Origin of the sequence: Martelella mediterranea DSM 17316 (assembly GCF_002043005.1) — a bacterium.
Lineage (GTDB): Bacteria > Pseudomonadota > Alphaproteobacteria > Rhizobiales > Rhizobiaceae > Martelella > Martelella mediterranea.
This window is the reverse complement of record NZ_CP020330.1, coordinates 2,370,240-2,394,557: the sequence shown is the minus strand read 5'-3', so window position 1 is coordinate 2,394,557 and position 24,318 is coordinate 2,370,240. Positions and strand designations below refer to the sequence as shown.

25 protein-coding genes are annotated in these 24,318 nt (G+C 63.7%); 10 read left to right on the top strand and 15 right to left on the bottom strand.

Translation table 11 applies throughout. The features are described from left to right. Window positions 1–14: 14 nt before the first annotated feature. Window positions 15–1,448 carry a mannitol dehydrogenase family protein gene (locus tag Mame_RS11195; RefSeq protein ID WP_018063846.1) on the top strand — a complete coding sequence of 478 codons (1,434 nt, stop codon included), beginning with the start codon at window positions 15–17 and terminating at the stop codon, window positions 1,446–1,448. On the opposite strand, the gene Mame_RS11190 is transcribed toward Mame_RS11195, so the two are convergent. Beyond that, entirely contained in the window at window positions 1,438–2,070 is a 633-nt protein-coding gene (locus tag Mame_RS11190) for a queuosine precursor transporter (protein WP_018063847.1), read from the bottom strand. The two genes, Mame_RS11195 and Mame_RS11190, sit on opposite strands and share 11 nt — an antisense overlap. Before the next feature lie 96 nt (window positions 2,071–2,166). Next, window positions 2,167–2,463, bottom strand: coding sequence for a 50S ribosomal protein L28 (gene rpmB, locus Mame_RS11185; protein WP_026173307.1), 297 nt, complete (start codon window positions 2,461–2,463; stop codon window positions 2,167–2,169). Between the two features lie 228 nt (window positions 2,464–2,691). Between rpmB and Mame_RS11180 the strand changes: the two genes are divergently transcribed. Together Mame_RS11180 and yddG are read left to right on the top strand one after the other, a co-directional pair. After that, window positions 2,692–3,471 (top strand): DUF3108 domain-containing protein, encoded by a 780-nt coding sequence (locus Mame_RS11180; RefSeq protein WP_018063849.1) that lies wholly within the window; start codon window positions 2,692–2,694, stop codon window positions 3,469–3,471. A gap of 4 nt (window positions 3,472–3,475) precedes the next feature. Next, a complete protein-coding gene (gene yddG, locus Mame_RS11175; RefSeq protein ID WP_018063850.1) occupies window positions 3,476–4,348 on the top strand; it encodes an aromatic amino acid exporter YddG in 873 nt (290 codons plus the stop codon). Window positions 4,349–4,669: 321 nt separating this feature from the next. On the opposite strand, the gene Mame_RS11170 is transcribed toward yddG, so the two are convergent. Further along, window positions 4,670–5,092 carry a cupin domain-containing protein gene (locus Mame_RS11170; RefSeq protein WP_018063851.1) on the bottom strand — a complete coding sequence of 141 codons (423 nt, stop codon included), beginning with the start codon at window positions 5,090–5,092 and terminating at the stop codon, window positions 4,670–4,672. Beyond that, window positions 5,092–5,862 carry a hydroxyacylglutathione hydrolase gene (gene gloB, locus Mame_RS11165; RefSeq protein ID WP_026173308.1) on the bottom strand — a complete coding sequence of 257 codons (771 nt, stop codon included), beginning with the start codon at window positions 5,860–5,862 and terminating at the stop codon, window positions 5,092–5,094. The genes Mame_RS11170 and gloB overlap by 1 nt, the downstream gene beginning before the upstream one ends. Window positions 5,863–5,950: 88 nt before the next feature. Here gloB and Mame_RS11160 point away from each other — a divergent pair, with 88 nt between their 5' ends. The 3 genes from Mame_RS11160 (at window position 5,951) to Mame_RS11150 (ending at window position 8,829) form a co-directional block, all read left to right on the top strand. Then, the gene (locus tag Mame_RS11160; RefSeq protein ID WP_018063853.1) at window positions 5,951–6,700 is read left to right on the top strand and encodes a class I SAM-dependent methyltransferase; all 750 of its coding nucleotides are present in this window, start codon (window positions 5,951–5,953) and stop codon (window positions 6,698–6,700) included. Between the two features lie 84 nt (window positions 6,701–6,784). Beyond that, on the top strand, window positions 6,785–7,909 hold the full coding sequence (gene hisC / locus Mame_RS11155) for a histidinol-phosphate transaminase (RefSeq protein WP_018063854.1): 1,125 nt from the start codon (window positions 6,785–6,787) through the stop codon (window positions 7,907–7,909). Further along, a complete protein-coding gene (locus Mame_RS11150) occupies window positions 7,906–8,829 on the top strand; it encodes a prephenate/arogenate dehydrogenase family protein (protein ID WP_018063855.1) in 924 nt (307 codons plus the stop codon). Before hisC ends, Mame_RS11150 begins: the two co-directional genes overlap by 4 nt. A gap of 9 nt (window positions 8,830–8,838) precedes the next feature. Here Mame_RS11150 and Mame_RS11145 read toward each other — a convergent pair whose 3' ends face one another. Continuing rightward, window positions 8,839–9,834, bottom strand: a complete 996-nt coding sequence (locus Mame_RS11145) for a DUF2125 domain-containing protein (protein WP_026173309.1) — start codon at window positions 9,832–9,834, stop codon at window positions 8,839–8,841. A 48-nt stretch (window positions 9,835–9,882) separates the two neighbouring features. Between Mame_RS11145 and Mame_RS11140 the strand changes: the two genes are divergently transcribed. Further along, on the top strand, window positions 9,883–10,434 hold the full coding sequence (locus tag Mame_RS11140; RefSeq protein ID WP_018063857.1) for a gamma-glutamylcyclotransferase: 552 nt from the start codon (window positions 9,883–9,885) through the stop codon (window positions 10,432–10,434). On the opposite strand, the gene Mame_RS11135 is transcribed toward Mame_RS11140, so the two are convergent. From Mame_RS11135 to ftsE, 4 genes are all read right to left on the bottom strand, one after another. Next, window positions 10,431–11,225: a lysophospholipid acyltransferase family protein gene (locus Mame_RS11135; RefSeq protein ID WP_018063858.1), complete on the bottom strand. Its 795-nt coding sequence runs from the start codon at window positions 11,223–11,225 to the stop codon at window positions 10,431–10,433. The genes Mame_RS11140 and Mame_RS11135 overlap by 4 nt on opposite strands. Beyond that, window positions 11,225–11,902, bottom strand: a complete 678-nt coding sequence (locus tag Mame_RS11130) for a YdcF family protein (protein WP_018063859.1) — start codon at window positions 11,900–11,902, stop codon at window positions 11,225–11,227. The genes Mame_RS11135 and Mame_RS11130 overlap by 1 nt, the downstream gene beginning before the upstream one ends. Window positions 11,903–12,056: 154 nt before the next feature. Further along, window positions 12,057–12,938 (bottom strand): cell division protein FtsX, encoded by an 882-nt coding sequence (locus Mame_RS11125; RefSeq protein WP_051085087.1) that lies wholly within the window; start codon window positions 12,936–12,938, stop codon window positions 12,057–12,059. Between the two features lie 562 nt (window positions 12,939–13,500). Next, entirely contained in the window at window positions 13,501–14,160 is a 660-nt protein-coding gene (gene ftsE, locus Mame_RS11120; protein ID WP_026173310.1) for a cell division ATP-binding protein FtsE, read from the bottom strand. Window positions 14,161–14,407: 247 nt separating this feature from the next. Between ftsE and hpt the strand changes: the two genes are divergently transcribed. Then, entirely contained in the window at window positions 14,408–14,950 is a 543-nt protein-coding gene (gene hpt / locus Mame_RS11115; protein WP_018063862.1) for a hypoxanthine phosphoribosyltransferase, read from the top strand. A gap of 162 nt (window positions 14,951–15,112) precedes the next feature. Further along, entirely contained in the window at window positions 15,113–15,472 is a 360-nt protein-coding gene (locus Mame_RS11110; RefSeq protein WP_018063863.1) for a response regulator, read from the top strand. A gap of 69 nt (window positions 15,473–15,541) precedes the next feature. On the opposite strand, the gene Mame_RS11105 is transcribed toward Mame_RS11110, so the two are convergent. The 6 genes from Mame_RS11105 to argH all read right to left on the bottom strand — a co-directional run bounded on the left by Mame_RS11105 (window position 15,542) and on the right by argH (window position 23,448). Then, window positions 15,542–16,297, bottom strand: coding sequence for an SDR family NAD(P)-dependent oxidoreductase (locus Mame_RS11105; protein ID WP_018063864.1), 756 nt, complete (start codon window positions 16,295–16,297; stop codon window positions 15,542–15,544). 93 nt (window positions 16,298–16,390) lie between these two features. Beyond that, window positions 16,391–18,928: a TIGR02302 family protein gene (locus Mame_RS11100; RefSeq protein WP_018063865.1), complete on the bottom strand. Its 2,538-nt coding sequence runs from the start codon at window positions 18,926–18,928 to the stop codon at window positions 16,391–16,393. A 102-nt stretch (window positions 18,929–19,030) separates the two neighbouring features. Further along, a complete protein-coding gene (gene lysA, locus Mame_RS11095) occupies window positions 19,031–20,293 on the bottom strand; it encodes a diaminopimelate decarboxylase (protein WP_018063866.1) in 1,263 nt (420 codons plus the stop codon). Between the two features lie 12 nt (window positions 20,294–20,305). After that, window positions 20,306–20,566 carry an LPS translocon maturation chaperone LptM gene (gene lptM / locus Mame_RS11090; protein WP_155122085.1) on the bottom strand — a complete coding sequence of 87 codons (261 nt, stop codon included), beginning with the start codon at window positions 20,564–20,566 and terminating at the stop codon, window positions 20,306–20,308. A gap of 245 nt (window positions 20,567–20,811) precedes the next feature. After that, complete coding sequence (locus Mame_RS11085) at window positions 20,812–21,750, bottom strand: IS110 family RNA-guided transposase (RefSeq protein WP_079920753.1); 939 nt, start codon at window positions 21,748–21,750, stop codon at window positions 20,812–20,814. A 300-nt stretch (window positions 21,751–22,050) separates the two neighbouring features. Continuing rightward, window positions 22,051–23,448 carry an argininosuccinate lyase gene (argH, locus tag Mame_RS11080; protein ID WP_018067548.1) on the bottom strand — a complete coding sequence of 466 codons (1,398 nt, stop codon included), beginning with the start codon at window positions 23,446–23,448 and terminating at the stop codon, window positions 22,051–22,053. Window positions 23,449–23,471: 23 nt separating this feature from the next. On the opposite strand from argH, the gene tlpA reads away from it, so the two are divergent. Next, window positions 23,472–24,134, top strand: coding sequence for a thiol:disulfide interchange protein TlpA (tlpA, locus tag Mame_RS11075; protein ID WP_018067549.1), 663 nt, complete (start codon window positions 23,472–23,474; stop codon window positions 24,132–24,134). Window positions 24,135–24,318 lie beyond the last annotated feature (184 nt).

Genomic DNA, 24,318 nt, shown 5'->3' with positions numbered 1-24,318 from the left:
CACGAGGAGTTCCGATGCCAGAAACCGTCATCCGCGCCAATTTCGATCCGGCCTCGCTCCGCCCGCGTATCCTCCATATCGGCTTCGGCGCCTTCGCCCGCGCCCATCTGATGGTCTATCTGCAGGAAGGGCTGAACGCCGCCGGCGGCGATTGGGGCGTCGTGGCCTGCCGGCTGAACTCCGGCGCGGAAGAGCTTTCGGCGCTCGATGACGCGGAACGACGCTACCTCGTGGCCGAGGTCGACGGCAATGGCGTGACCGCGCGCGAGATCGCCGTGGTCGTCGGCACCTGCCATCCGGTCCGCGACGGCATCGATTCGCTGCTCGACCTGATCGCCTCCGAGCCGCTCTCCGTCATCAGCCTGACGATCACGGAAAAAGGCTATTGCTGCCGCAACGGCCAGCTCGATCTCGACCATAAGGGCATCCGCGCCGATCTGGAAAACCCGGAAAATCCCAAAACCGCGATCGGCGTCATCGTCGCGGGGCTCGCGCGCCGCCGCGCGGCCGGGCTTTCCGGCCTCACCGTGCTTTCCTGCGACAACCAGCCCGACAATGGCCGGCTGGTGCGCGCCGCGGTGCTCGCCTTCGCCCATCAGCGCGACGGCCGGCTGGCCGACTGGATCGACGCCCATGTCACCTTCCCCGGCACCATGGTCGACCGGGTGGTGCCGGCGCTTGATGACGAAGGGCGCGCGCTGCTGAAGGAGATCAATGGCGGCGTGGCGGACGACAACGGCATCGTCTGCGAGCCGTTCCGCCAATGGGTGATCGAGGACGACTTCGCCGCCGGCCGCCCGCCCTATGCCGAGGGCGGGGCGATGCTGACCGACGACGTGCGCCCGTTCGAGATGATGAAGCTCAGAATGCTGAACGGCGCGCACACCTTCCTGGCGATGCTCGGCAGCCTCTCAGGGATCGAGACGGTCGATGCCTGCATGGCCGATCCGGTGTTCCGCAAGGCCGCCCGCAGCCTGATGCTCGATGAACAGCGTCCGACGCTGCCCGCGATCGAGGGCGTCGATATCGAGGCCTATGCCGACGACCTGATCTCCCGATTCGCCAACCCGAAATTGAAACACCGCACCGGCCAGATCGCCTGGGATACCAGCCAGAAACTGCCGCAGCGCCTGCTGCATTCGGTCGAGGAGAATATCGCAGCCGGCAGACCCTTTCCGCTGCTGGCGCTCGCCGTGGCCGGCTGGATACGATTCGTGAAGCTTGCGGCGGATAATGGCGGCACGCTGACCGACCCGCTTGCCGAACAATTGCTGGCTATGGCACGCGAACGCGACGGCGAGGCGCTGGTCGACGGCCTCATTGCCATCGATACGATCTTCGACGCGGATCTGGCGGCGCATCCCGCCTTCCGCGCCGCGATCCTCAAAGCCTATGACAACATCGTCGAAAACGGCCCGCGCGAGGCGGTAGCCATAGCTAGCCGTTGACGGTGCGCATGGGCCTGAGCCAGGAAATCAGCGCCGCATAGGGCAGAAGCATGATCAGGCTGAAGGCGAGCTTGACCGAAAGGTCACCGAGCGCCCAGGAGATCCAGCGCGGCGCTTCGAGCGCGAACACGCCGAGAAGCGGCGCCGTGCCGAGCGCGAAATCATCATTCGGACCGATGAAGGCGAAGATGGCGGCGAAGCTGATCGAGAAGAACAGAACCGTGTCGAGCACCGAACCGAACAGCGAGCCCGCCAGCGGCGCCTTCCACCATGTCTGACGGCGCAGGCGGTTGAAAACCGAGATATCGAGAAGCTGGCCGACCAGAAACGCCGTGCCCGAGGCGATCGCGATTCGCGGCACGGATGCGTAGAAGGAAAACGCGACGCCTACGACGAAACCGGCGATCACCACCTTGCGCGCGGCCGACGGGCCGAACTGTCGGTTGGTGAGGTCGTTGACCAGGAAGGCGAGCGGATAGGTGAACGCGCCCCAGGTCAGAAGATCGGCGAGCGAGATGCCATACAGCGTTCCGGAAACCGGATACTGGACGAGAATGTTGGAAAGAAGCACGACGCCTGCCATCAGCAGGCTGTAGATAAGCACGGATTGCGTCTGTCGCATTTTTTTACCCTGGGTGATGCCACCAGCTGGAGAACGAATAAAGAGAGCCTTACCGGCTGGCGGCAAGGCTCTCCAGTTCAGTCAGAATGCCTGAAATCAGGCGGCGGCCTGTTCGGCCGTCTTCTTGATGATTTCCTTGCGCAGAAGGCGGGCGCGCGGCGAAAGATCGCGCTCGCCGGACTTCAGCAGGAATGCGTCGAGACCGCCACGATGCTCAACGGAGCGAAGCGCTGCCGCCGAAACGCGCAGGCGATAGCTCATGCCGGTTGCTTCCGACATCAGGGTTACCCGGCAAAGATTGGGAAGAAACTTGCGACGGGTCTTGTTGTTGGCATGGCTTACATTGTTGCCGGACATCACGCCCTTGCCAGTCAATTCACACATGCGGGACATGGTTTCACCTACTTGTTCTTCTTTGGCCAAGGCTTTCAACGGGACAGCCATGCCCCGCGATCCAATTGGCGGCTCATTGGAAAGTTGCGGTTCTATAATCTTGCCTTCGCCAAAGGTCAAGGCGATTTGGCGGTTTTTCGCGGCGGACAAAAAATTAACGACTGTTTTTTTGACGCCAGCTACGACATAAACGGGGGGTGATCGAACTTCAATGGACGGGTGCGGGATATGGCAGCTAAACTTCTTCAATCGCTCGGACTCGCTGCGGCGCTTCTTGCCGCGCCCGCCGCGCAAGCCGAGGATATCAAGCAGCAGACCGTCTACACGCTGTCGTTTTCTGGCATCAAGATCGCCGATGCCGTGTTCAACACCACGGTCGCCGACGGCAAATACAATATCAATGCCGATATCGAGGCGGCGGGGATAGGCAATCTGTTCACCTCGATCGCGGTGAAGGTCGATGCCGACGGGTTGTGGAAAAACGGCAAGCCGGAAACGCGGGAATTCCAGCTCATCTACCGCGATGGTGACTACGCCCGCGATTACGCCGCCACCTTTTCCAACAAGCGCGTGACGAAATCCACCATCGAACCCGATCCCGGCCCGCGCGCAGACAACTGGGTCGAGGTGAAGCCGAAACATCTGCGCAATGTGATCGACCCGGTTACCGCGCTGCTGCTGCCGCCCTCCAACAACCCCTGCGCCACCACGGTCTCGATCTTCGACGGCGAAACACGGCTTGAGCTTGAGATGGCGTCGGCGGGAAGCCGGCCGTTTTCCACAAAAGGCTTTTCCGGCCGCGCGATCGGCTGTGCCGTCCGGTTCAAGCCGGTGGCCGGCTATGAGCGCAAGGATGAGGACATCGAGTACCTCGCCAATTCCCGCGAACTGGTCGTCTGGTTCGCCTATAATGAGGAACTGAACGTGTTCGCCCCGGTCATGGCCCACATCCCTCTCAAGATCGGCCGGCTGACGATCTACGCCTCCAAATTCGGCCTTCCGCGCTAGCATCATGAGCATGCGTGCAACCCTGATCGGCTTTTCAGCCGTGCTGATGTGGTCGTTGCTGGCGCTGTTTACCGCTGCCTCCGGGAATGTGCCGCCGTTCCAGCTTTCGGCGATCGCATTCGCCATCGCCAGCCTGCCGGGGATTGCGGTGCTGATCGCGCGGCCGGAGCGCCTGCAGCGGCTGCGCCAGCCGGCGAAAGTCTGGATCGTCGGCATTGCCGGCCTGTTCGGGTATCATTTCCTGTATTTCACCGCGCTCAGAAACGCGCCGGCGGTCGATGCCGGGCTGATCGCCTATCTCTGGCCGCTCTTGATCGTGGTCGGTTCGGCGCTGCTTCCGGGCGAGCGGCTGAGAGCCCACCACATCATCGGCGCGCTTGCGGGCTTCGCGGGTACGGCGATCCTGGTGACCCGCGGCGGCGGGCTGGCCTTCAGCGGGGAATACGCGCTCGGTTATTTCGCCGCCTTCCTCTGCGCCTTCACCTGGTCGGGTTATTCGCTGGCCTCGCGCTCCTTCTCCAAGGTCTCGACCGATGTCGTCACCGGCTTCTGCCTTGCGACCGCCCTGCTCTCGCTACTCTGCCATATCGGGCTTGAAACCACGGTCTGGCCCGAAAATTTCGGCCAGTGGCTGGCGGTCGCGGGCCTCGGCCTGTTTCCGGTGGGCCTTGCCTTCTACGCCTGGGACTATGGCGTCAAGCACGGCAATATTCAGGTGCTGGGGGCGGCAAGCTATGCCGCGCCGCTGCTATCGACCATCATCCTGATCATCGCCCGATTCGGCGAACCCGGCTGGCGGGTGATCGTGGCCTGCCTGCTGATTACCGGCGGCGCGGTGATCGCGGCGCGGGACATGATCAGAGGAAAGAATTCCTAAGCGGGAACTTTGAGCGGGAGCTCGGGAGCCACCCTCCGACCCTTTATTTGACGCCCGGCTGTCATGCGGGACCCCACCGCACAGCCCCCCAATCTTCTCGCCCCGGAGGGGAGAGATGTCGCGAAAGCGACAGTGAGGGGGGAGACTATCACCGCGAACGCCCTCAAAATTTGAAATGCCGCGCCACCCTCACTGCCCCTGTCGGGGCATCTCTCCCGCCAGCGGGAGAGAGTATTGGGTGCAAGTCTCACGGCCACATAAAGATCGCTGCCCCTGGAGTGTGTACATCGGCTGAACGACCGTGAAACAGAACCGCTCACCTCACCCTCCGGGCGCCCAACCCGGTTCGGCGAGTTCGAAATCCTCGAAGGTGAAGCCAGGGGCGACGGTGCAGCCGACCAGTGTAAAATCGCCGGTGGTCTCGGCCGCCTGCCAGCATCCGGCGGGGATCACCCCCTGCGGGCGCTCGCCGTTCGCGATGTCCGGGCCGAGCATCTGCGTTTCCACCACCTTGCCGTCGGCGGAGCGCATCAGTTTCAGGGGCGCGCCGGCGTAATAGTGCCAGACCTCGACGGCTGTATGCAGGCGATGCCAGTGCGACCGCTCGCCCGCCTTCAAGAGGAAGTAGATCAGCGTCGAGGCCCCGCGCCCGCCGCCGGCCGAATCACGAAATGTCTCGGCAAACCATCCGCCCTCGGGATGGGGTTGGAGCCCCAGCGCTTCGATGATCGCGGCGGCGGTCATCAGAAATTGTCCTTGCGCTTGCGGATTTCGGCCAGAACTTCGGCGTCGCTCGCCTCTTCCATGCCGAGCCCCTTGCGGATCGCCGGATCGGCCACCCTGAGGAACGGGTTGGTCTTCTTCTCCAGCCCGATCGTGGTCGGAATGGTAAAGCCGCCCGCTTCCCTCAGCTCCGCCACCGCTTCCGCCCGTTCCTTCAACACCGCATTGTCGGGATCGATGGTGAGCGCGAACTTGGCATTGGCGAGGGTATATTCATGGCCGAAATAGACCTCGGTCTCGTCCGGCAGCGCCATCAGCTTTTGCAAAGACGGCCACATATCGGAGGCCGGTCGCTCGAACAGCCGGCCGCAGCCCATGGCGAACAGCGTATCGGCGGCAAACAGCAGCCCATCCTCGACGAAATGATAGCAGATATGGCCGGCGGTATGGCCGGGGGTTTCGATCACCTCCACCTTGTGGCCGGCAAATTCGAGTTCGTCGCCCTCGAACACGGCGAGATCGAGACCCGGTATCACCACCGCCTCCTCGATCGGCCCAACGATGCGGCAGTCGTATTTCTCCTTGATGACAAGATTGCCGTCGACATGGTCCTTGTGGTGGTGGGTGGTGAAGATGTCGGTGATCGTCCAGCCGCGCTGTTCGGCCTCGGCCATCACCTTTTCGCCATCGGGCGCGTCGATGCTGACGGTCTTGCCGCTTTCCGGCTCGTGCACCAGGACACCGTAATTGTCGGAGCGGCACATGAAGACGGCAATTTCCAGTGAACGCATATCAGGCCTCGCAATTGCTTACTCAATGGAGTTCAATGTAGTACGGTGGACATTGAAGTCCAACCATCAGCCGGGTCAACCTCAGCTCATGAATGCCGATATCGTAGACCTGCGCGCGTTTTATCACACCGAGCTCGGAAGGCTTGCCGCCCATTCGATCACGATGGCGCTGACGCCGATCTGGCAGGCGCTGCCGGAGGAAAGGCTGGCGGGGCTCGGCTACTGCCTGCCCTATCTCGACCGCTTCGCCGGCGAGGCCGAAAGAACCATGGCGCTGATGCCGGCCTCGCAGGGCGCGATCAACTGGCCGCCGCTCGGCCCGTCGGCAACCGTCCTCGTCCATGAAGAGGAACTGCCGCTGCCGGATGCGTCCATTGACCGCGTCCTGCTGGTGCATGCGCTGGAATTCGCCGAGGCCCCGCGCGAGACCATGCGCGAATTATGGCGGGTGCTGGCGCCCGGCGGCAGGGTCGTCATCGTCGCCCCCAACCGGCGCGGCGTGTGGGCGCGTCTCGAACATACGCCCTTCGGCAATGGCCGGCCCTATTCCAAGGGCCAGATCATCGAATTGCTGCGCGAGACCAATTTCACGCCCGCGGCTTTTGCCGAGGCGCTGTTCTTTCCGCCGTCGAAAAGCCGCGCAATCCTGAAATTCCGCTCCAGTTTCGAGCGCTCCGGCCGTACCTTCTGGCCCGCCTTTGCCGGCGTCAACATCATCGAGGCGCAGAAACGGCTCTATCAGGGCCTTCCCGTCGCCGCCCGCGCCGCGCGCAAGGTGCTGGTGCCGGCTCTCGCCCCCCAGGGCGTGCCGACCACCCGCGCGCGACATAGCGGCTGACACTCGACAAAGACCCCAATCGCAATTATTGCTGCTGACGCTAAAAACCGGCCGGAAAAGGCCGACAATTTTTCGAGGTTTCCGATGACCGAACAGATGATCAAGCCAACGCCGCGCCCCGGCATCATGGACATCGCCGCCTATGTGCCCGGCAAGTCCCACGGCGAAGGCACGGACAAGGTTCACAAGCTGTCATCGAACGAGACGCCGCTCGGGCCGAGCCCGAAGGCGATCGTCGCCATGCAGGCTATCGGCGAGCACCTTGAGCTCTATCCCGACGGCCAGTCGAGCGCCCTGCGCGAGGCGATCGCCGCCAAATACGGCCTCAACATCGGCAATATCATCTGCGGCAACGGTTCGGACGAACTGCTCGGCCTGATCGCCCATGTCTATCTCGGCGAGGGCGACGAGGCGATCATCACCGAACACGGCTTCCTGGTCTACAAGATCCAGATTCTCGCAAACGGCGCCACACCCGTCACCGTGAAGGAAAAGGACGCGCGGGTCGATGTCGACGCGATCCTTGATGCCGTGACCGACCGGACCCGCGTGGTGTTCATCGCCAACCCGGCGAACCCGACCGGCACCTATGTGCCGTTCTCCGAAATCCGGCGGCTCCATGCCGGCTTGCCGAAAAACGTGGTGCTGGTGCTCGACGCCGCCTATGCCGAATATGTCCGCCGCAATGATTACGAGGCCGGGCTGGAACTGGTCGCCGACAACGCCAATGTGGTGATGACCCGGACGTTTTCGAAAATCTACGGGCTTGCAGCACTCAGGGTCGGCTGGCTTTACGGACCGACCGATATCATCGCGGCGCTGGAGCGCGTGCGCGGCCCCTTCAACCTCAACGCACCGGCCATCGCGGCGGCGACGGCGGCGATCAAGGACGACGCCTTCACCCGGGCCGCGGTCGATTACAATCTGAAATGGATCGAGCGGCTGACGGCCGAACTCACCGCGCTCGGCCTTTCGGTCACGCCCTCGGTCGCCAATTTCGTGCTGATCCATTTCCCCGACGAGGATGGCAAGCGCGCGGCCGACGCCGACCGCTATCTGAGCGCGCGCGGCTATATCCTGCGGGCCGTTACCGGCTACGGCTTCCCGAATGCGCTGCGCATGAGTGTCGGCACCGAAGAGGCCAATCTGGGCGTCATCGAAGCGCTGAAGACTTTCCTGGCCGCCGCGCCGGAAACGGAAAAGGCATGATTGCTTTCGAACGCATAGCGCTGATCGGCATCGGCCTGATCGGCTCCTCGCTTGCCCGCGATATCCGCGCCAAGGGGCTTGCCCGCGAGATCATCGTCTCGACGCGCTCGCCGGAAACGCTGCGACGGGCGGAGGAACTGGGGCTTGGCGACCGCTATACCGCTTCCGCCGAAGACGCGGTGCGCGGTGCGGATCTGGTGATCGTGTCGGTGCCCGTCGGCGCATCCGGCGCGGTGGCCGAGCGCATCGCCCCCAATCTGAAGCCCGGCGCCATCCTTACCGATGTCGGCTCCACCAAGGCCTCCGTGATCGCGCAGATGTCGCCATTCGTGCCGGAGAACGTGCATTTCATTCCCGGCCACCCGATCGCGGGCACGGAGAAATCCGGGCCGGATGCCGGCTTTGCAGGCCTGTTCAAGGGCCGCTGGTGCATATTGACACCGGCGGAAGACGCCGATCCCGTCGCCCTCGACAAGCTCACGCAGTTCTGGCAGGCGCTCGGCTCCCGGGTGGACACCATGGCCGCCGATCATCACGACAAGGTGCTGGCGATTGTCTCGCACCTGCCGCATATCATCGCCTACAATATCGTCGGCACGGCGGACGATCTGGAGACGGTGACCGAATCGGAAGTGATCCAGTATTCCGCCTCTGGCTTTCGCGATTTCACCCGCCTTGCGGCCTCGGACCCCACCATGTGGCGCGACGTTTGCCTGCATAACCGCGATGCCATTCTGGAAATGCTGGCGCGGTTTTCGGAAGACCTCGCCTATCTTCAGCGCGCGATCCGCTGGGGCGAGGGCGACAAGCTGTTCGAACTGTTCAGCCGCACCCGCGACATCCGCCGCTCGATCATCGAGGCCGGACAGGATGTCGAGGCCGCCGACTTCGGCCGCCACGCGCTCGACGACAAAGATTAGCGCATCACGTCAAAGAGGCGGTATCTTGCCGAGCGGGATGAAGCCGAGCACAGCCCTGCCATGTTCGACGCGAACGTCCAGCGTCACGGTGCGCTGGCCGCCGGTGAAGTTCTTGACCAGGCCGGTGACGGAATTGATGACGCCGGCGGCACCGGGGAAGCTGAGCGCGGCAAGCTGGGCGACGCCGTCTATGCCCGTCAGCTCGAAGCTGAAGCGGCCATCGAGATAGCCGTCCTTGTCGAAGGCGAAGCGGCCCGAGACCGCCATCATCGACTGGCTCTCGCCGATCGCGAGCGCCGCCTGGTTGACGATGCCGCTCTTGCCGCGCAGCATTTGCGGGTGGAAATCGGTCTCGAGCAGCGCGCCGCCGTCATCGACGGTCGCCAGAAGGTTGACCGAAACGGCGGGCAAGGCCTCGGCATTGTTCTGCGGGCGCAGAACCGCCTCGTTCAGGTTCAGCGCGACATCGAGATCGCCGTTGTCATTGCGCACCAGCCCCTGCCCCTGCTCCGCCGTCAGCGTTCCCTGACGGCCTTGGGGATCGGCGAAACGGGCGGTCACGGCCTCGAAATCGAAAGAGACGAGACGCGGCGCGCCGCCCCTGTAGATCAGCTTGCCGCCGAAATCCTGCCACTCCGCGCGCAACAGCATGCCGGCGTCGTTTTGCAGCGTGGCGGGACCGGTGAGCGTCGCCAGAACCGACCACGGCGAATAGACCGGCGCCTCGGCCATAAGTTGCGGCGCGTCGAAAACCGAGTCCGACGTCCGGTCACGCACATGCAGGTCGTCACAGAAGAAACCGAATTTGGCGGGAAAGCCGTTATAGCCGATGTCCTCGCAGTTAACGACGACATTTTGCTGACCCTGGCCCTGAAGCAGCGTGAAGATCCGGGCCTTCACGGTGCGGGCGATATAGAACCAGCCGAGGGCATAGGCGACGATCACGGCAATCAGAACGGTCAGCGTCCATTTCAGAAACTTGCGCGTTCGGGTTGATCTCGCCATCATGGGCCTCATTGTAATTTCGGAACTCAACGGTGTCAGGCATAGCATATGGACGAATTCTGGGTATTTGGCTACGGCTCGCTGATGTGGAATCCGGGTTTTGCGACCCACCGACGCATGCCCGCCCGGCTTGCGGGCTATCACCGCAGCCTCTGCGTCTATTCCCACGTTCACCGCGGCACCGCCCACAAGCCGGGCCTGGTGCTGGGTCTCGACCGCGGCGGTTTCTGCGAGGGCGTGGCGCTCGCCGCCAGGGTCAAGGACGAGGAGGAGATCCTCGCCTATCTGCGCGGTCGCGAACTCGTCACCCGCGTCTACCGCGAACTGGTGCTGCCTGTCCGGCTGTCATCGGGCGAGAATGTGCCCGCCATAACCTATGTGGTCGATCATGCGCATGAGCAATATGCCGGCAAGCTCGATCTCGACCACGCCGCCGAACTGGTGCGCGGCGGCCATGGCCAGTCGGGCGCCAATCGCGACTATCTTCTGAACACCGTCGACCACCTGCGCGAGATGAAGATCAATGACGCGGCGCTGGAGACGATCGCTGGCCTCCTGAAGAACGAGCAGCCGCGCCCGGTGCGCAAGGACGGACTCTAAGCTCCGTCAGACGCCCGCAGTTCCGCAACGCGCTTGCGCGTCACCTCCGGCAGGTCGAGATGCGGATTGGCATCGACGGTTTCGATCAGCAGGCGGTCGCTTTCGCGCTCCATGGTCTCGACAAGCTGGTCGAAAAACTGCCGGGGCTCCTTTCCGGGCGCAATCGCCGGCAGGATGCGGACCTTGAAATGTCCCCCCTGGCGGCGGAAACTGCCGCGCGGCCAGAACAGGCCCGGATGCATGACCACCGGGATGACGGGCACGCCGAGATCGCGGTAGAGCCGCTGGATGCCGCGCTTGTAGTCGGGCGCTGCCCCCGGCGGCCGGCGCGTTCCCTCCGGAAAGATCACGAGCTGGCGCCCGGTCTCGACCTCGGCCTTGGTGCGCGCGATCGCATCCGCCATGGCGCGGCCGGTCTGCGCCCGGTCGACGGCGATCTGGCGCTGTTTCTTGAGATACCAGCCGAACAGCGGCATCTGGATCAGCTCGCGCTTGAGCATGAACACCGAATCCGGGATCCACGGCAGCAGCATGATCGTGTCCCAGGCCGACTGATGCTTGGGGGCGATGATGCAGGGCCCGTCCGGCAGGTTTTCGAGCCCCTCGATGGTAAACGTCGCGCCGGCCCAGAGCCGCATCTGCGCGTTCACGAAGCGGCCCCAGCCCTGGACCACCACCCGATAGGCGTTCTTGCGCGAGGCCAGGAAATAATAGGGCGACTGCACGATCATCAACACCGCAGTTCCGACATAGAAGGCGATATTGAAAGCCGCAGAGCGGATCATTCCCATCAATTCCCCTCCCCGGCCGGCGCAAGCGCCGAAAGCCCGGTCTCGGCGCGCAGGTGAGCGCCGAGAAATTTCATGTATTCGGAGCCGAGAATCCTCAGATAGCGAAGGCTCTGCCGCCACGACGCATCCTGGTCGCTGAACGGCACCGGATAGCCGACGAAAACGGTATCCGGATCGATATGCCTGAGCTCGAAAAGACCGCGCTGCATGTGGTAGGCGCTGGTGACGACGAGAATGCGCCGGTAGTCGTGCTCCTCGATCCATTTGCGGGTTTCAACGGCATTGCCGTAGGTATCCAGCGCCTCATAGCCGACATCGACGCAGCATTCGAAAAGCTGGCTGTCGCCGCCGATCACGTTGAGGATGCTCTCGGGCGTGGTCGAGGGATTGACGCCGGAGATCAGCAGCCGCTCGCCCGCGCCGGCCTCCAGCAGCGCGAACGCTTCCTCGATCCGGCGCGAGCCGCCGGTAAGCACCACGATCGCATCGGTCTCGTAAATCTGCGGCGGTCTTGCGGTCAGCGCGTTGTAGCAGAACGCCACAAAACCGCCGCCGAACACCAGCACGATCAAAAGAAGCAGGAAGGCGACAAGGCGCGCGAGACGGCCGGCGGCAGAACGCCGCGTCCCGCGTTCGCTGCCGCCTTTGCCATGCGGCTTGCGCTCCCTTTCCGCCATGCCCGATCCATTTCCAGTTCTGCGCCCGGCTCGCGGGGTCGTTCTCTGAATGTTTGTGAAACCGTCCGAATCAGACGGTTGACCCGCCAACCTATACAACACAGGAAATAGAGTTGAAATTCAGGCGTCAGGTCGGAGAAGCAATTCGAAAAAATCAGCCCGTATCGCTCCGCTCCGGGTCCGAGCGCACGATGTCGATCTCGCGGATTGTCCTGATCACCGTCAGCCGCGTCGTCAGCGCCGTCAGACCGGCGATCGCGACGATGGTGAGCAGGATGCCGAAATAGGCGCCCCAGCCGATCGAGATCGTGCCGAACAGCGCCGTGGTCTGGTCCGCGCCAGGGGTCGCCAGATAGCGCCGCTGCCAGAACCGCGCCAGCACGAAAAACAGGCAGGCCAGCGCCCCGCCGAGAAACGCGCCCTTGAGCGCGACATTGAGGAAATGGCGCTGGAACTGGCGGGCGACGAACGAGGCTTCCGCGCCGACGAAATGCAGAACCTCGACGATATCGCGACTGCCGGCAAGCGCGCCGCGCGTGGCGAAAACCACCGTCAGCACCATGGCCGAAAACACCAGCGCCATGATCGAAACGCCGATCGTGGTGGTGGCGTCCGCCATCGCCGACAACCGGCTCACCCAGGCGCGATGATCGTCAAGCGATGCGCCCGGCACCGCCTTTTGCAGCGCCGCGGCCATGGCCGTAAAATCGGGCGGATTGTTCTCGTCGATGGTGACGATCACCAGCCGCGGCACCGGCAGCATGTCGAAATCAAGCCCGGTGCCGAGCCACGGCTCCAGGAGCCGCTCGGTTGCCGCCTCATCGACCACCCTTCCGTCCAGCGTACCGACAAACTGGAGCGCCACGTCGCGCGCGTTCAGCAGCGCCTGGTTCATGTCGCGGCCCTCGCGCGGCTTGATCTGGATCGTGACCTCGCGCGAGATGCCGCCCTGCCAGCTTTCAGCCGTCGCGCGCACCATCGAGACGGCGCCGAGCGTCAGGCAGGCGAGAAACGCCATGATCGTCACCACGGCCATCAACGCCCGCGTCTGGACATTGGAGGGCGGCACGATCGGCGTCGGCTTGCGCGGTGCCTGGCGCGCGGGCTGAAAGCGGGTCTTGCCGCCGGACTTGGAGCCGGGGGCTGGACGCGGGGTCCGCGCCTTCGTCGATGTGGGCTCCGAGGATGGAGCAGCGCCCGGACGGGACGGCTCGGCGCGCCGCGCAACCGGCGTCTCCTGCCCTTGCGGCACGGGGTTAGCGCGCGACCGGAATGCGGGCGTCGGGCTTGTTGCCTTCTGCCGCGCCTGCGCCGCCCGCCGGGCCTCTTCGGCCCGCTCGGCCTCTACCCGCCGGGTCTCTTGCTGTCGCGCCGCCTCGCGCTCCTTCGCGCGCCGCTTCTCCAGTTCCTCCGCGCGGCGCTGCGCAAGCTGGCGCTGCTGTTCCGCCTGGCGTCGCGCGACCTCCTCCTGCTGCTGGCGGATTTCCTCCAGCCGCCGCGCTTCAAGGAGGCGTTCTTCCTCCGCGCGCTGTTCGGCAAGGCGTCGTTCGGCGCGTTCTCTTTCCTCGATGCGGGGATCGCGAAGCGAGCGGGGCGGCCTAGTCATGAATATCGAGCCTTCCTTCCGAAAGGATCATCCGGCGCGCATTATAGCGGTCCATCAGCGCGATATCATGGGTGGCGATGACAACGGCGGTGCCCAGCCGGTTGAGCTCCACCAGCAGGCTCAGGATACGCCGCGCCATCGGCGGATCGACATTGCCGGTGGGCTCGTCGGCGAGCAGCACTTCCGGCTGGTCGATCAGCGCGCGGGCGATTGCCACGCGCTGCTTCTCGCCGCCGGACAGCACCGGCGGGCGGGCATGGAGCCGTTCGCCGAGCCCGACCCATTTCAGGAGTTCGATCACATCATTGCGGTAGGAGACCTCGTCCTTGCCGCGCACCCGGAGCGGCAGCGCGACGTTCTCATAGGTCGTCATATGGTCGAGCAGGCGGAAATCCTGAAACACGATGCCGACCCGGCGGCGCAGCATCGGCAGTTCCTTGTGCGGAATGACGGCGACATCGCGGCCGAACAGGCGGATCAGGCCGCGCGTCGGCTGCAGCGCCATCAGCATCAGCCTGAGCAGCGTGGTCTTGCCCGCCCCGGACGGGCCGGTCAGGAACTGGAAGGAGTTCCTTGGAATGTCGAAGGTCATGTCGCGCAAGACTTCCGGGCCCATTCCATAGCGCAGGCCAACATTTTCAAACTGAATCAGTGCCATGCCCTGATACTGTCCTCGTCGTTCGATCCCTTCCATTATCCGCGATTATGAATAACAGGTCGTGAACAGGCCGCAAGTTATGCGATTTTGGCGGATATCCACGGCGTTTTGGCCTCAAGGCGCGGTTGCGCCCGGCCTTGCGATTGCCCCGCCCGGCCAAACCCAGTAAAACCGGCCATCTTCAAACATATACGGCGTTTCCGGCCCTTACGGCTCAGCGCTGGAGGCAAGGGAGCGCGCCATGCATGTCGTCCGCGGCAAAAAGATCGAAGTTCTGTTCTCGCCCGAGGAAATTGCCGCGCGCAATGAGGAGCTCGCCCGCGAGATTGCCAGCGGCCCGTCGCAGGACCTTCTGGTGATCGCGATCCTGAAGGGCTCCTTCGTGTTCGCCGCCGACCTGATCCGCGCGCTGCACAAGGTCGGCCTCGCGCCGGAAGTCGAATTCATGACGCTGTCGAGCTATGGCACCGGCACGGTCGGCAAGTCCGTGCGGATGGTCAAGGATATCGACAGCGAGGTCGAGGGCCGCGACATCCTGCTGATCGACGACATTCTCGAATCGGGCCGCACGCTGCGTTTCGCCCGCGAACTGATGCTGGAGCGCGGCGCGGCCAATGTTTCGGTCGCCGTTCTTCTCGACAAGCAGAACAAGCGCGAGGAAGCGCTTGAGGCGGATTACGCCGGTTTCCGCTGCCCCGACAAGTTCGTTGTCGGCTACGGTATGGACGTCGCCTATGCCTTCCGCGAGCTTCCTTTCGTCGGCGTGGTGACCGGGGATGCTTAATCAAGCATAAATACAGTCCGAACAGCTTGTTAACTACATAAACCGCCACATTTCGATGTTTACCTCTCGCTAGGAAAGTTCTGGTCATCTCCATTGCAACAAAGCCTGGAACAACAGGTTTGCAATACGGGTTTTGAAAGACAGAGAGAACTGGATAGCGCCATGGCGAGGATTCTGATCACCGAAGACGAGGCATCGCTGCGTATGTTTGTCGCCCGCGCCTTGCGGCTCGACGGGCATGAGACGGTAGAAGCCTGCGATGGCGCCGAGGGGCTCGAACTCCTGAGCGAAAGCCACTACGACCTTCTGCTCTCCGATGTCCGCATGCCGATCATGGACGGCATCGCGCTGGCGCACGCCACCGCGCACGACCATCCGCGCACCAAGATCCTGCTGATGACCGGCTTTGCCGAACAGCGCGAACGCGCCGACGACCTGATGGAAAAGATCGTCGACGTGGTCTCCAAACCCTTCGCGCTGCCCGATATCCGCAAGGCCGTTGCTCGCGCGCTGGCGGCATAAAGCCGGGCTACAACCGCCGCAGTTTTGAAAAGGCCGCTGCCCGCGGAGGGCAACGGCCTTTTGCTTGCCTCACTGCGCGGCGTAGCCGCCATCCACCAGATGATAGCTGCCCGTGACGAAGGAGGCGTCTTCAGAGAGCAGGAAGGCCGTCAGGGTGGCGACCTCCTCGGATTTGCCGAGCCGGCCGATCGGGTGGAGCGCGACGAGGCCTTCGATATCCTCCGGCTCCAGGTTTTCGTCAAGCAGCGGGGTGCGGATGAAGCCGGGGCCGACGGCATTGACGCGGATACCGCGCTTGGAATATTCCAGCGCCGCCGATTTCGTCATGCCGACCACGGCGTGTTTCGAGGCCACATAAGCAGGCGCCGTCGAAAACCCGTTGGTTCCCAGAATTGACGACATGTTGACAATCGACCCGCCGCCCGATGCCTCGATAGCCGCCAGTTCGTATTTCATGCAATAGAAGACGGAGTGCAGGTCGACATTCAGCACCTTGTGCCATGCGTCGATGTCGTAATCGCCGATCGGAGCCGAAGGGCCGCCAATGCCGGCATTATTGACCGCGCCATAAAGTCCGCCGAATGTCTCGACAGCGAATTTGACCATGGCTTCCACGGCCTTCGGGTCGCTCACGTCAACAGCGAAAGCGGCTGCCTTGCCGCCGGATTGCTCGACATCGGCGACGGTTTTCTTCGCATGGTCCTCGTTGAGATCGGCCACAACCACATTGGCGCCTTCACGCGCCAGAAGGTGTACGCAGGCCTCGCCGATGCCGGAAGCGCCTCCGGTCACGATGATGGTTTTGTTTTCGAATCTCTTGGACATGACGATACTCCTTGATGCCGACGCTCCGATGCGGGCGCCATTGATTCAAGTGGCGCCGAAAGGGTGCGTTTTAAAGGCATATTGAAGCAAAAATCAGTTCTGTGACTGGGGTTCCAGAAGCCGCTCCAGATAAGGCGGTTCGGAGGGCAGCGGGGCCTGTTCGTTCAGCCGCTCGCGGATGGCGTCGAGAATTTCGCGGGCGCGCTGAACGGTGATCTCGTCGGGAACATCGACATTATCACCGAAATCGAGCCCGTCGGCCCCCTGATTGCGGCCAAGCGGATCGCGCCCGGCCTGGTTGCCCCAGCCGGTCTGTCCGCCCGGGCCCTGCCCTTGCTGACCCTGGCCCTGCGCCATCATCGAATTCATCATCTGCTGCGCGCCCTGGCGCAGCGCCTCCAGCGCGTTGCCCTGCCCCTCGACGGCCGCGGAGCCCTCCCCCTCGCCGAGCGCGCCCGCTGCCCCTTCCATGGCCTCGCCGGCCTGATCGAAGCCTTCCGCCGGCGGCATGCCGAGTTCGGAGAGCTTCTGCTGCATTTCGGACAATTGCTCGGCCAAACCCTGCTGCTGCTCCTGAAGCTGTTTCAGCGCCTCGCGCAACTCCTCCGCCGTCATGTCGCGGGGCGCTTTCTCGCCGTCTTCCGCCTGCTCGCCGGGCGAAGGCTCCGGATCGCCCCAGCGTTCCCGGTCTTGCAATTGCTGATCGAGGTCGAAGGTCTCGTTCATCAACCGCTGCTGTTCCTGGATCAGTTCGCCGAGCTTGTCGATCTGTTGGCGCATCTCGGAATTCTGCTGTCCGCCCTGCTGCTGGGCGGTGGAAGACGGTGGCTGGAGATTGTTCATCATCCGCTGCAATTCCGACAGAAGCTGCTGGGCGGCATCGCGATTGCCGGAGCGGGCGAGGTTTTCAAGCTGGTTCAGAAGATTGTCGAGATCGCGCTGGCGCAGCGTCTGCTGGTCGCCGGGCATCTGCTCGGAGGGCTGCATGCGCTGGGCCATTTCCGACATGAATTGCTGCATCGCCTCGCGCAATTCCTGCATCAGCCGGGCGATCTCGGCATCCGAAGCGCCATTCTCCAGCGCCTCGCTCAGCGCGTCCTGCGCCTCGCGCAGCCGCCGCTCGGCATCCGACAGCGCGCCGTCCTCTATGCCGGTGGCGATATCCCACATGTAATCGGCTGTATCGCGATAGCTGTCATCGTCATGGGCGAGCGCCATCCGGGTCTGCGCCGACTTGATCAGCAGGAATTGCGTGAGGTCCGGGATCGTTTCCTCCGGCCTGAGCGTGATCGCCGCGCTATATTGCAGCGCCTCCGGCATGCGGCGTGTGTCGAGCGCGAAAATCTGGCGCTGCTCGGCCACCGAACCGGCAAGCAGGTTGCGGAAGGTGCGCTCCGGCAACACCATCTCCAGCGCCGGGCTTTTGCCGACATGTCCGGCCGCATCCTCGGCGATCAGCGTGATCGTCACCGGTTTGCCGGAAAGCGGATGCTCCGTCAGATTGCGGCTGGTGAAGGCCGAATGATCCTCAGACGAACGCCCCGGCATGTTGAGCGGAAACTCCGGCAGCGGATAGACCGGCTCGGCATGCGGATCGACATCGCCGGCCGGCGCGATCTCGGCATGGGCGCGGGTGACCCCGTAATCGTCGGTCACGGTGTATTCGAGTTCCAGCGCCCCGTTCGCCGCCGCCTTCGGCGTGCCCTTGAACGCAATCATCGGGGCTTCGTCGGGATCGACCGTGATCTCCCAGTTTCGCCCGGCCGCTTCCAGCCGACCGCCGGAGGATAGCGAGAAACTGGCGCTGTTGGCGAGCGCCCCCTGTTCGGCCTCGGCGGGCGCTTGGGCCTCTTCGCTGCTATCGGGCGTGAAGGTGATCGGCTGGTCCGCGCCCTCGCCGGAAAGCCGGACGGTCAGCACCGAGCCCTCGGGAATGCCGGTGATCGCCTCCTCCCCATCGGCCTGAAGATAGACCGGTGCCTTGCGAGTATAGCCGGGCGGCGAAATCCAGGCATCGAATCGGAGCGCCACCTGCGTCTCACCCTCGCCCGCAGGCGGCGCGAAGGCATCGGCAAGCCGCGACGCGCTGTCGGGACCGGCATAGAACCACGCCACGAACAGCAAAAGAACCGGAACCGCGCGAAGCGCATAGGGGTCGACGGCGGCGAGGTCCGGCTTCGGCAGGCCGCTGTCGATCTCCAGCAGGCGTTCGGCCATGCGGCGCTGATGGGCCTGCCACAGCGCCATCGCCTCCGGCGTTTGCCGCGCCGGCCGGTCGAGGCGCACCGAAATCGCCTGATGGGCAAGCGCGTTATGCGCCTCCAGCCGCCGCTCGGCGGCGTGGGCCGAGGGAATGCGCAGATGACGCAGAGGCCACAGGCTGACGACGAAACCGGCGACGAGGAAGAACAGCAGCGCGATCCTGACGGCAAACGGCAGCAGCAGGAACACGCCGAGCCAGGACAGCGCGACATAAAGCGCCACGACCGCTGCCGGCCACAACAGCCGGGGCGCAAGAGACTCAACGAAGAGATTGAAACGCGTGAGCGCGCGCTTGCGGCGGATGCGGCGCGTCAGCGCGTCATCGACAGCGTCTTTGGGTTTTCCCGCAGTGTGATTCTGCCCGGTCATGAGCCCCTGTTGTCGCGCGGCGTGATGGCCTCAGAATAGCACGCTTTGTGTCGATAGCGAGGTGAGGCCGGCAAATTCCCGGTTCACATTCCCGCGACCGGCCTAAAGCCAGTCCGGCAGCGAGTCGAGGCCGATCAGTTCGTCATAGCTGCCGCGCGGACGCACCACGTGAAAGCGGTCGCCATCAACCAGCACTTCCGGCACCAGAAGGCGGGTATTGTAGGTGCCGGCCTGGACCGCGCCATAGGCGCCCGCCGTCATCACCGCGAACAGATCGCCGGGTTCGGGGCGCGGCATCTCGCGCGACAGCGCCAGGTAATCGCCGGTCTCGCAGACCGGGCCGACGACATCGGCGGTCATCCGCTCCGCCCCGGGCTTCAGCACCACCGGGCGGATATCGTGCCAGGCGTCATAGAGCGTCGGGCGGATCAGATCGTTCATCGCCCCGTCGACGATGACGAAGCTCTTCGCCTCGGCGTCCTTCACATACAGAACCTCGGTGACGAAGATGCCGGCATTGCCCGCGATCATCCGCCCCGGCTCGGCCACGATCCGGCAGTCGAGCCCCGCCAGTTCCTCGCGGATGACGCTGGCATAGGCGAGCGGCTCCGGCGGCGGGTTGTTGTCGAACTGATAGGGAATGCCGAGCCCGCCGCCGACATCGACATGGTCGATTTCGTGGCCGGCCGTGCGCAGCTCCGTGACCAGCTCGCGCATCAGCCGAAAGGCATCGCGGAACGGCGAAAGCTCGGTGATCTGGCTGCCGATATGCATGTCGATGCCGGTCACGCGAATGCCCTTCAGGCTCGCCGCATGGGCATAGACATCATGGGCGCGCGAAAACGCGATGCCGAACTTGTTTTCCTTCTTGCCGGTGGAGATCTTCGCATGGGTCTTCGCATCCACATCCGGATTGATGCGGAAGGAGACCGGGGCGACAACGCCCTTTGCCATGGCGCGCGCGTTCAGCACCTCCAGTTCAGGCTCGGATTCGACATTGAAGCAGTAGATGCCGGCATCGAGCGCGAAATCGATCTCGCGCACGGTCTTGCCGACGCCGGAAAACACGATCTTTTCGGCCGGAACCCCGGCGGCGAGCGCACGGCGCAATTCGCCTTCCGACACCACGTCCATGCCGGCGCCGAGGTTTGCGAGCGTCTTCAGCACGGCCTGGTTGGAATTGGCCTTGACCGCGTAGCAGACCAGCGCATCGGTGCCCGCGAAGGCTTCGGCGAAGACCTTGTAATGGCGCGTGAAGGTGGCGGTGGAATAGCAATAGAACGGCGTGCCGACGGCCGCCGCGATCGCCGGAATGGAAACGCCCTCGGCATGGAGAACGCCGTCGCGATATTCGAAATGGTTCACGTCTGGCCTGCGTCAGTTAAGCAGTGGATCGAGAAGGAAGGGCTCGCCGTCGACGGCGGCATCCGGCCCGGCATTGATGACATCGTCGCCCGAGCCGTCGAACACGATCGGTTTGTCATTGGGGGCAAGCCGGATGGTCGGTTCGGATTGCGTCTTCGCGGCGCGCGCCTGCTGTTCGGGCGTGGGCGGCGGCACTTCCAGCGGCCCGCGTCGTCCGCAGGAGCTAAGGGAAAGCGCCATCAGCGCAACAACTGCAATCGTGATCGTCTTCATCAAGAGCCCCGAACCGGATACGGGCCCCGCAAACGCAAACGCCCTGGCCATTCTGATAACCGATCAGAACCGCTTTGTGCACCCCAAATTGCGCGACTGAAAGAAAGTCGCGGCCCACGGCACCGTGTCAAACCCGCGCGGGCGAACGCTTCTGAGCATAAAGCAGTCGAAGCTCGCTCCCTATATTCTCTCCCGCTTGCGGGAGAGATACCCCCGAAAGGGGGAGTGAGCGACTGTCTTTCTGGTCAAGCGTTTTGTTCGCGCCATGGATGATTGTCCCGGAGGATTGCGTTGAGGATGGTGATGAGTTTTCGTGCGACTGCGATGATGGCCACGAGTTTAGGTTTTCCATGAGCGACCAGACGATCCCTGAACGCCCTGAGGCTTGGATTGTGATGCGCTGCAACGAGGGCTCCCATGTAGAGCGCCGTTCTGACGCCGGCGCGTCCTCCGCCGATGAAGCTCCTTCCGCGCCATTGGCCGGACTGACGCGTCCATGGAGCCAGACCGACGAGAGCGGCGATCTGACGTCGGTCGAGCGTACCGAGTTCCGGCAGTTCGGCGATCAGGGTGCGGGCGATCTGGTCACCGATACCGGGGACAGACTTCATGAGCTCGACCTTGGCCCGCCAATGGGGCGATCGGCGAATGCTGTCGTCAATGTCCTGATCGATGTCGGTGAGTTCCTTCTGCAGCGCCTTGAGGAGCCGGTTGATGCTCTTGGCCGTGCGCTGAGACGATCGCTTCAGGCGTTGGTTTTCCGCGCCGATCATGGCGATGATCTGCCGCCGGCGAGCGACGAGATCACCCAGGGCCTGGGTTTCGGCGTCCGGCAGCGGCCGCAGGGCGGGCCTTGTGGCCTCGGCGAAACGGGCGATCACGGCTGCATCGATCGGATCGGTCTTGGCCCTCTTGCTGAGCGCCTGGGCAAAGGCCCGCACCTGCGCCGGATTGACGATGACAACCGGCAGTCCGGCCGAAGCCAGCGCCGCCGCGACCACGGTTTCGAAGCCGCCGGTGGCCTCAATGGCGATCCGTGCGGCCCCGAGCGGCTTCAGCCGCGCGATCAGGTCCTCCAGCCCGTCATGATCGCGCGGGACATGAAAAGGGGCCATCGAAGACGTGTTGGCGGCGACATCCAGACGATCCCTGGAGACGTCGATACCGATGTTAAGAGCGTCCATCCGATCCCATCCTTGCTTAAGCGGGCTTCGCTTCGAGCGGCCCAAGCGACTGTTCGGGTTCGATGGAACGGCGGACGAGGACCCTTGCTCACTCACGGGCTTGGTGTCCCTCAGGGTGACCGGTCTCCCGTCCGCCACCGCAACCTGCTCTATACCACAAGCAGCGGATTCGAAGTTACAAGGGTGAAGCAGCTTTTCAGTCCGCGAGGGCGATCGCGGGGATAGACTCCCCGCTCACTGTCGCTTTCGCGACATCTCTCCCCTCCGGGGCGAGAAGGTTTGGGGGCTATGCGGCCTGCCTCAAACCCGCTCGCGCCACCAAGCGATCTGCTTCCTCACCTCGTCTGGGGCCGTGCCGCCGAAGCTCTTGCGGCTGGCGACGGAGGCCTCCACGGTCAGCACGTCGAAAATGCCCGCGGTGATCGCCTGGTTGATGCCCTGCAATTCTTCCAGCGAGAGTTCCGCCAGATCGCAGCCCTTCTTTTCCGCCAGCGCCACGGCGGCGCCCGTCGCGTGGTGGGCGTCGCGGAACGGCAGGCCCGCCTCGCGCACCAGCCAGTCGGCCAGATCGGTGGCGGTGGAAAAGCCCGAGCCGGCGGCGGCCTTCATGGCATCCATATTGACGGTGAGATCGCCGACCATGCCGGTCATCGCGGCGACCGCGAGATCGAGGCTGCGGGCGGCGTCGAACACCTGCTCCTTGTCTTCCTGCATATCCTTGGAATAGGCGAGCGGCAGGCCCTTCATCACCGTCAGAAGCGCCACCAGTGACCCGTTGATGCGGCCGGTCTTGGCGCGCACAAGCTCCGCGGCATCCGGGTTCTTCTTCTGCGGCATGATCGAGGAACCGGTGGAAAAACTATCCGAAAGCCGCACGAAATTGAACTGCGGCGTCGACCAGATCACGATTTCCTCTGCCAGCCGCGACAGATGCGTGGCGCAGATCGAGGCGAGCGACAGGAACTCCAGCGCGAAATCGCGGTCCGACACCGTGTCGATCGAATTGCGCGTCGGCCCGCCGGAAAAGCCGAGTGCGGCGGCCGTCATGTGCCGGTCGATGGCAAAGCCGGTGCCCGCAAGGGCTGCCGCCCCGATCGGGCTTTCGTCCAGATGCTCGATCGCGTGGCGCACGCGGGCGCGGTCGCGGCCGAACATCTCGACATAGGCCATGCAGTGGTGGCCGAAGGTGACGGGCTGGGCGGTCTGCAGATGGGTGAAGCCGGGCATCACCGTATCGGCATGCTCTTCCGCGCGCGTCAAGAACACGCCGATCAGCCGAGTGAGCGCCGCCTCCGTGCGCTGCAGCTCCTTCTTCACCCACAGGCGAAAGTCGAGCGCGACCTGGTCGTTGCGCGAGCGGGCGGTGTGCAGGCGGCCGGCGGCGGGGCCGATCAGCTCGCGCAGCCGCGCCTCGATATTCATGTGAATATCCTCGAGCTGGCGCGAGAAGGCGAAATCGCCCGCCTCGATCTCACGGCGAATTGTAGTCAGACCCTCGATAATTGAGCCGGCATCCTCTTTCGAAATGATGGCTTTTTCGGCAAGCATCGTGGCGTGCGCAATCGAGCCGTCGATATCCTCGTTATAGAGCGCCTTGTCGAAATCGATGGAGGCATTTATCTCCTCCATGATCGCATCGGGACCGGAGGCGAAACGTCCGCCCCACATCTTGTTCGAGGTGCTGTTGTCGGAAGCCATGAAGTGCCTATCTGGAGAATGACATGACAGAGAAGAAGAGCCGCAAAAGCCCGGTCTCCGCCAAACTGGTTCTAATCGCGCTTGCCGCTGGCCTGATTGCCGGCGCCGTCGCGGTATACGTGAAAAACGCCGTGACTGGCAATGGCATGGGCGATCTCGCCGAAAGCCAGTGCAAACCCGCCGCCGAGACCGCCGAACGCCTGAAGCCGCTCGCGATCGGCGAAGTCGCCGCCTTCATCCCCGCCGAAAAGCCGCAAAAGCTCCCGAACCTCGCCTTCCGCGACAGCGACGGCGAAACCGCGCTTGAAGACCTTTCCGGCAAGACCGTGCTGATGAACCTCTGGGCCACATGGTGCATCCCCTGCCGCGAGGAAATGCCGGCGCTCGACCGGCTGGAGGCCGATATGGGCGGCGAAAACTTCGAGGTAGTCGCCGTCAACATCGACACCGGAACCGACGAAAAACCGCTCCGCTTCCTCGAAGACATCGGCATAAACGCCCTCGCCTTCTACCGCGACGAAACCATGACGACCTTCAACACCCTGAAAAAGCAAGGCCTGGCCTTCGGCCTGCCGTCGACGGTGCTGATCGATGAGAACGGGTGTTTGCTGGGCGCGATGAACGGGCCGGCGGAATGGGATAGCGCCGATGCCAAGGCGCTGGTGGGGGCGGCGCTTGGGGGGTGAAGAGAAGAGCTCAGTCCGCTCCGCACCTTCGTTTCGGACGCTCAAGAGTTCTCGGCCCGGTTTGCAAAGCTGCCGTCCGTGGCGGGTCGAAAAAATGTCTGGAGCGGGCGGAGAGCTTTCGTTCGTTGCAATAACAAGCATTCCAAGACCCGAGGCAGAAAGCTGACATTGTTGACACAAACCT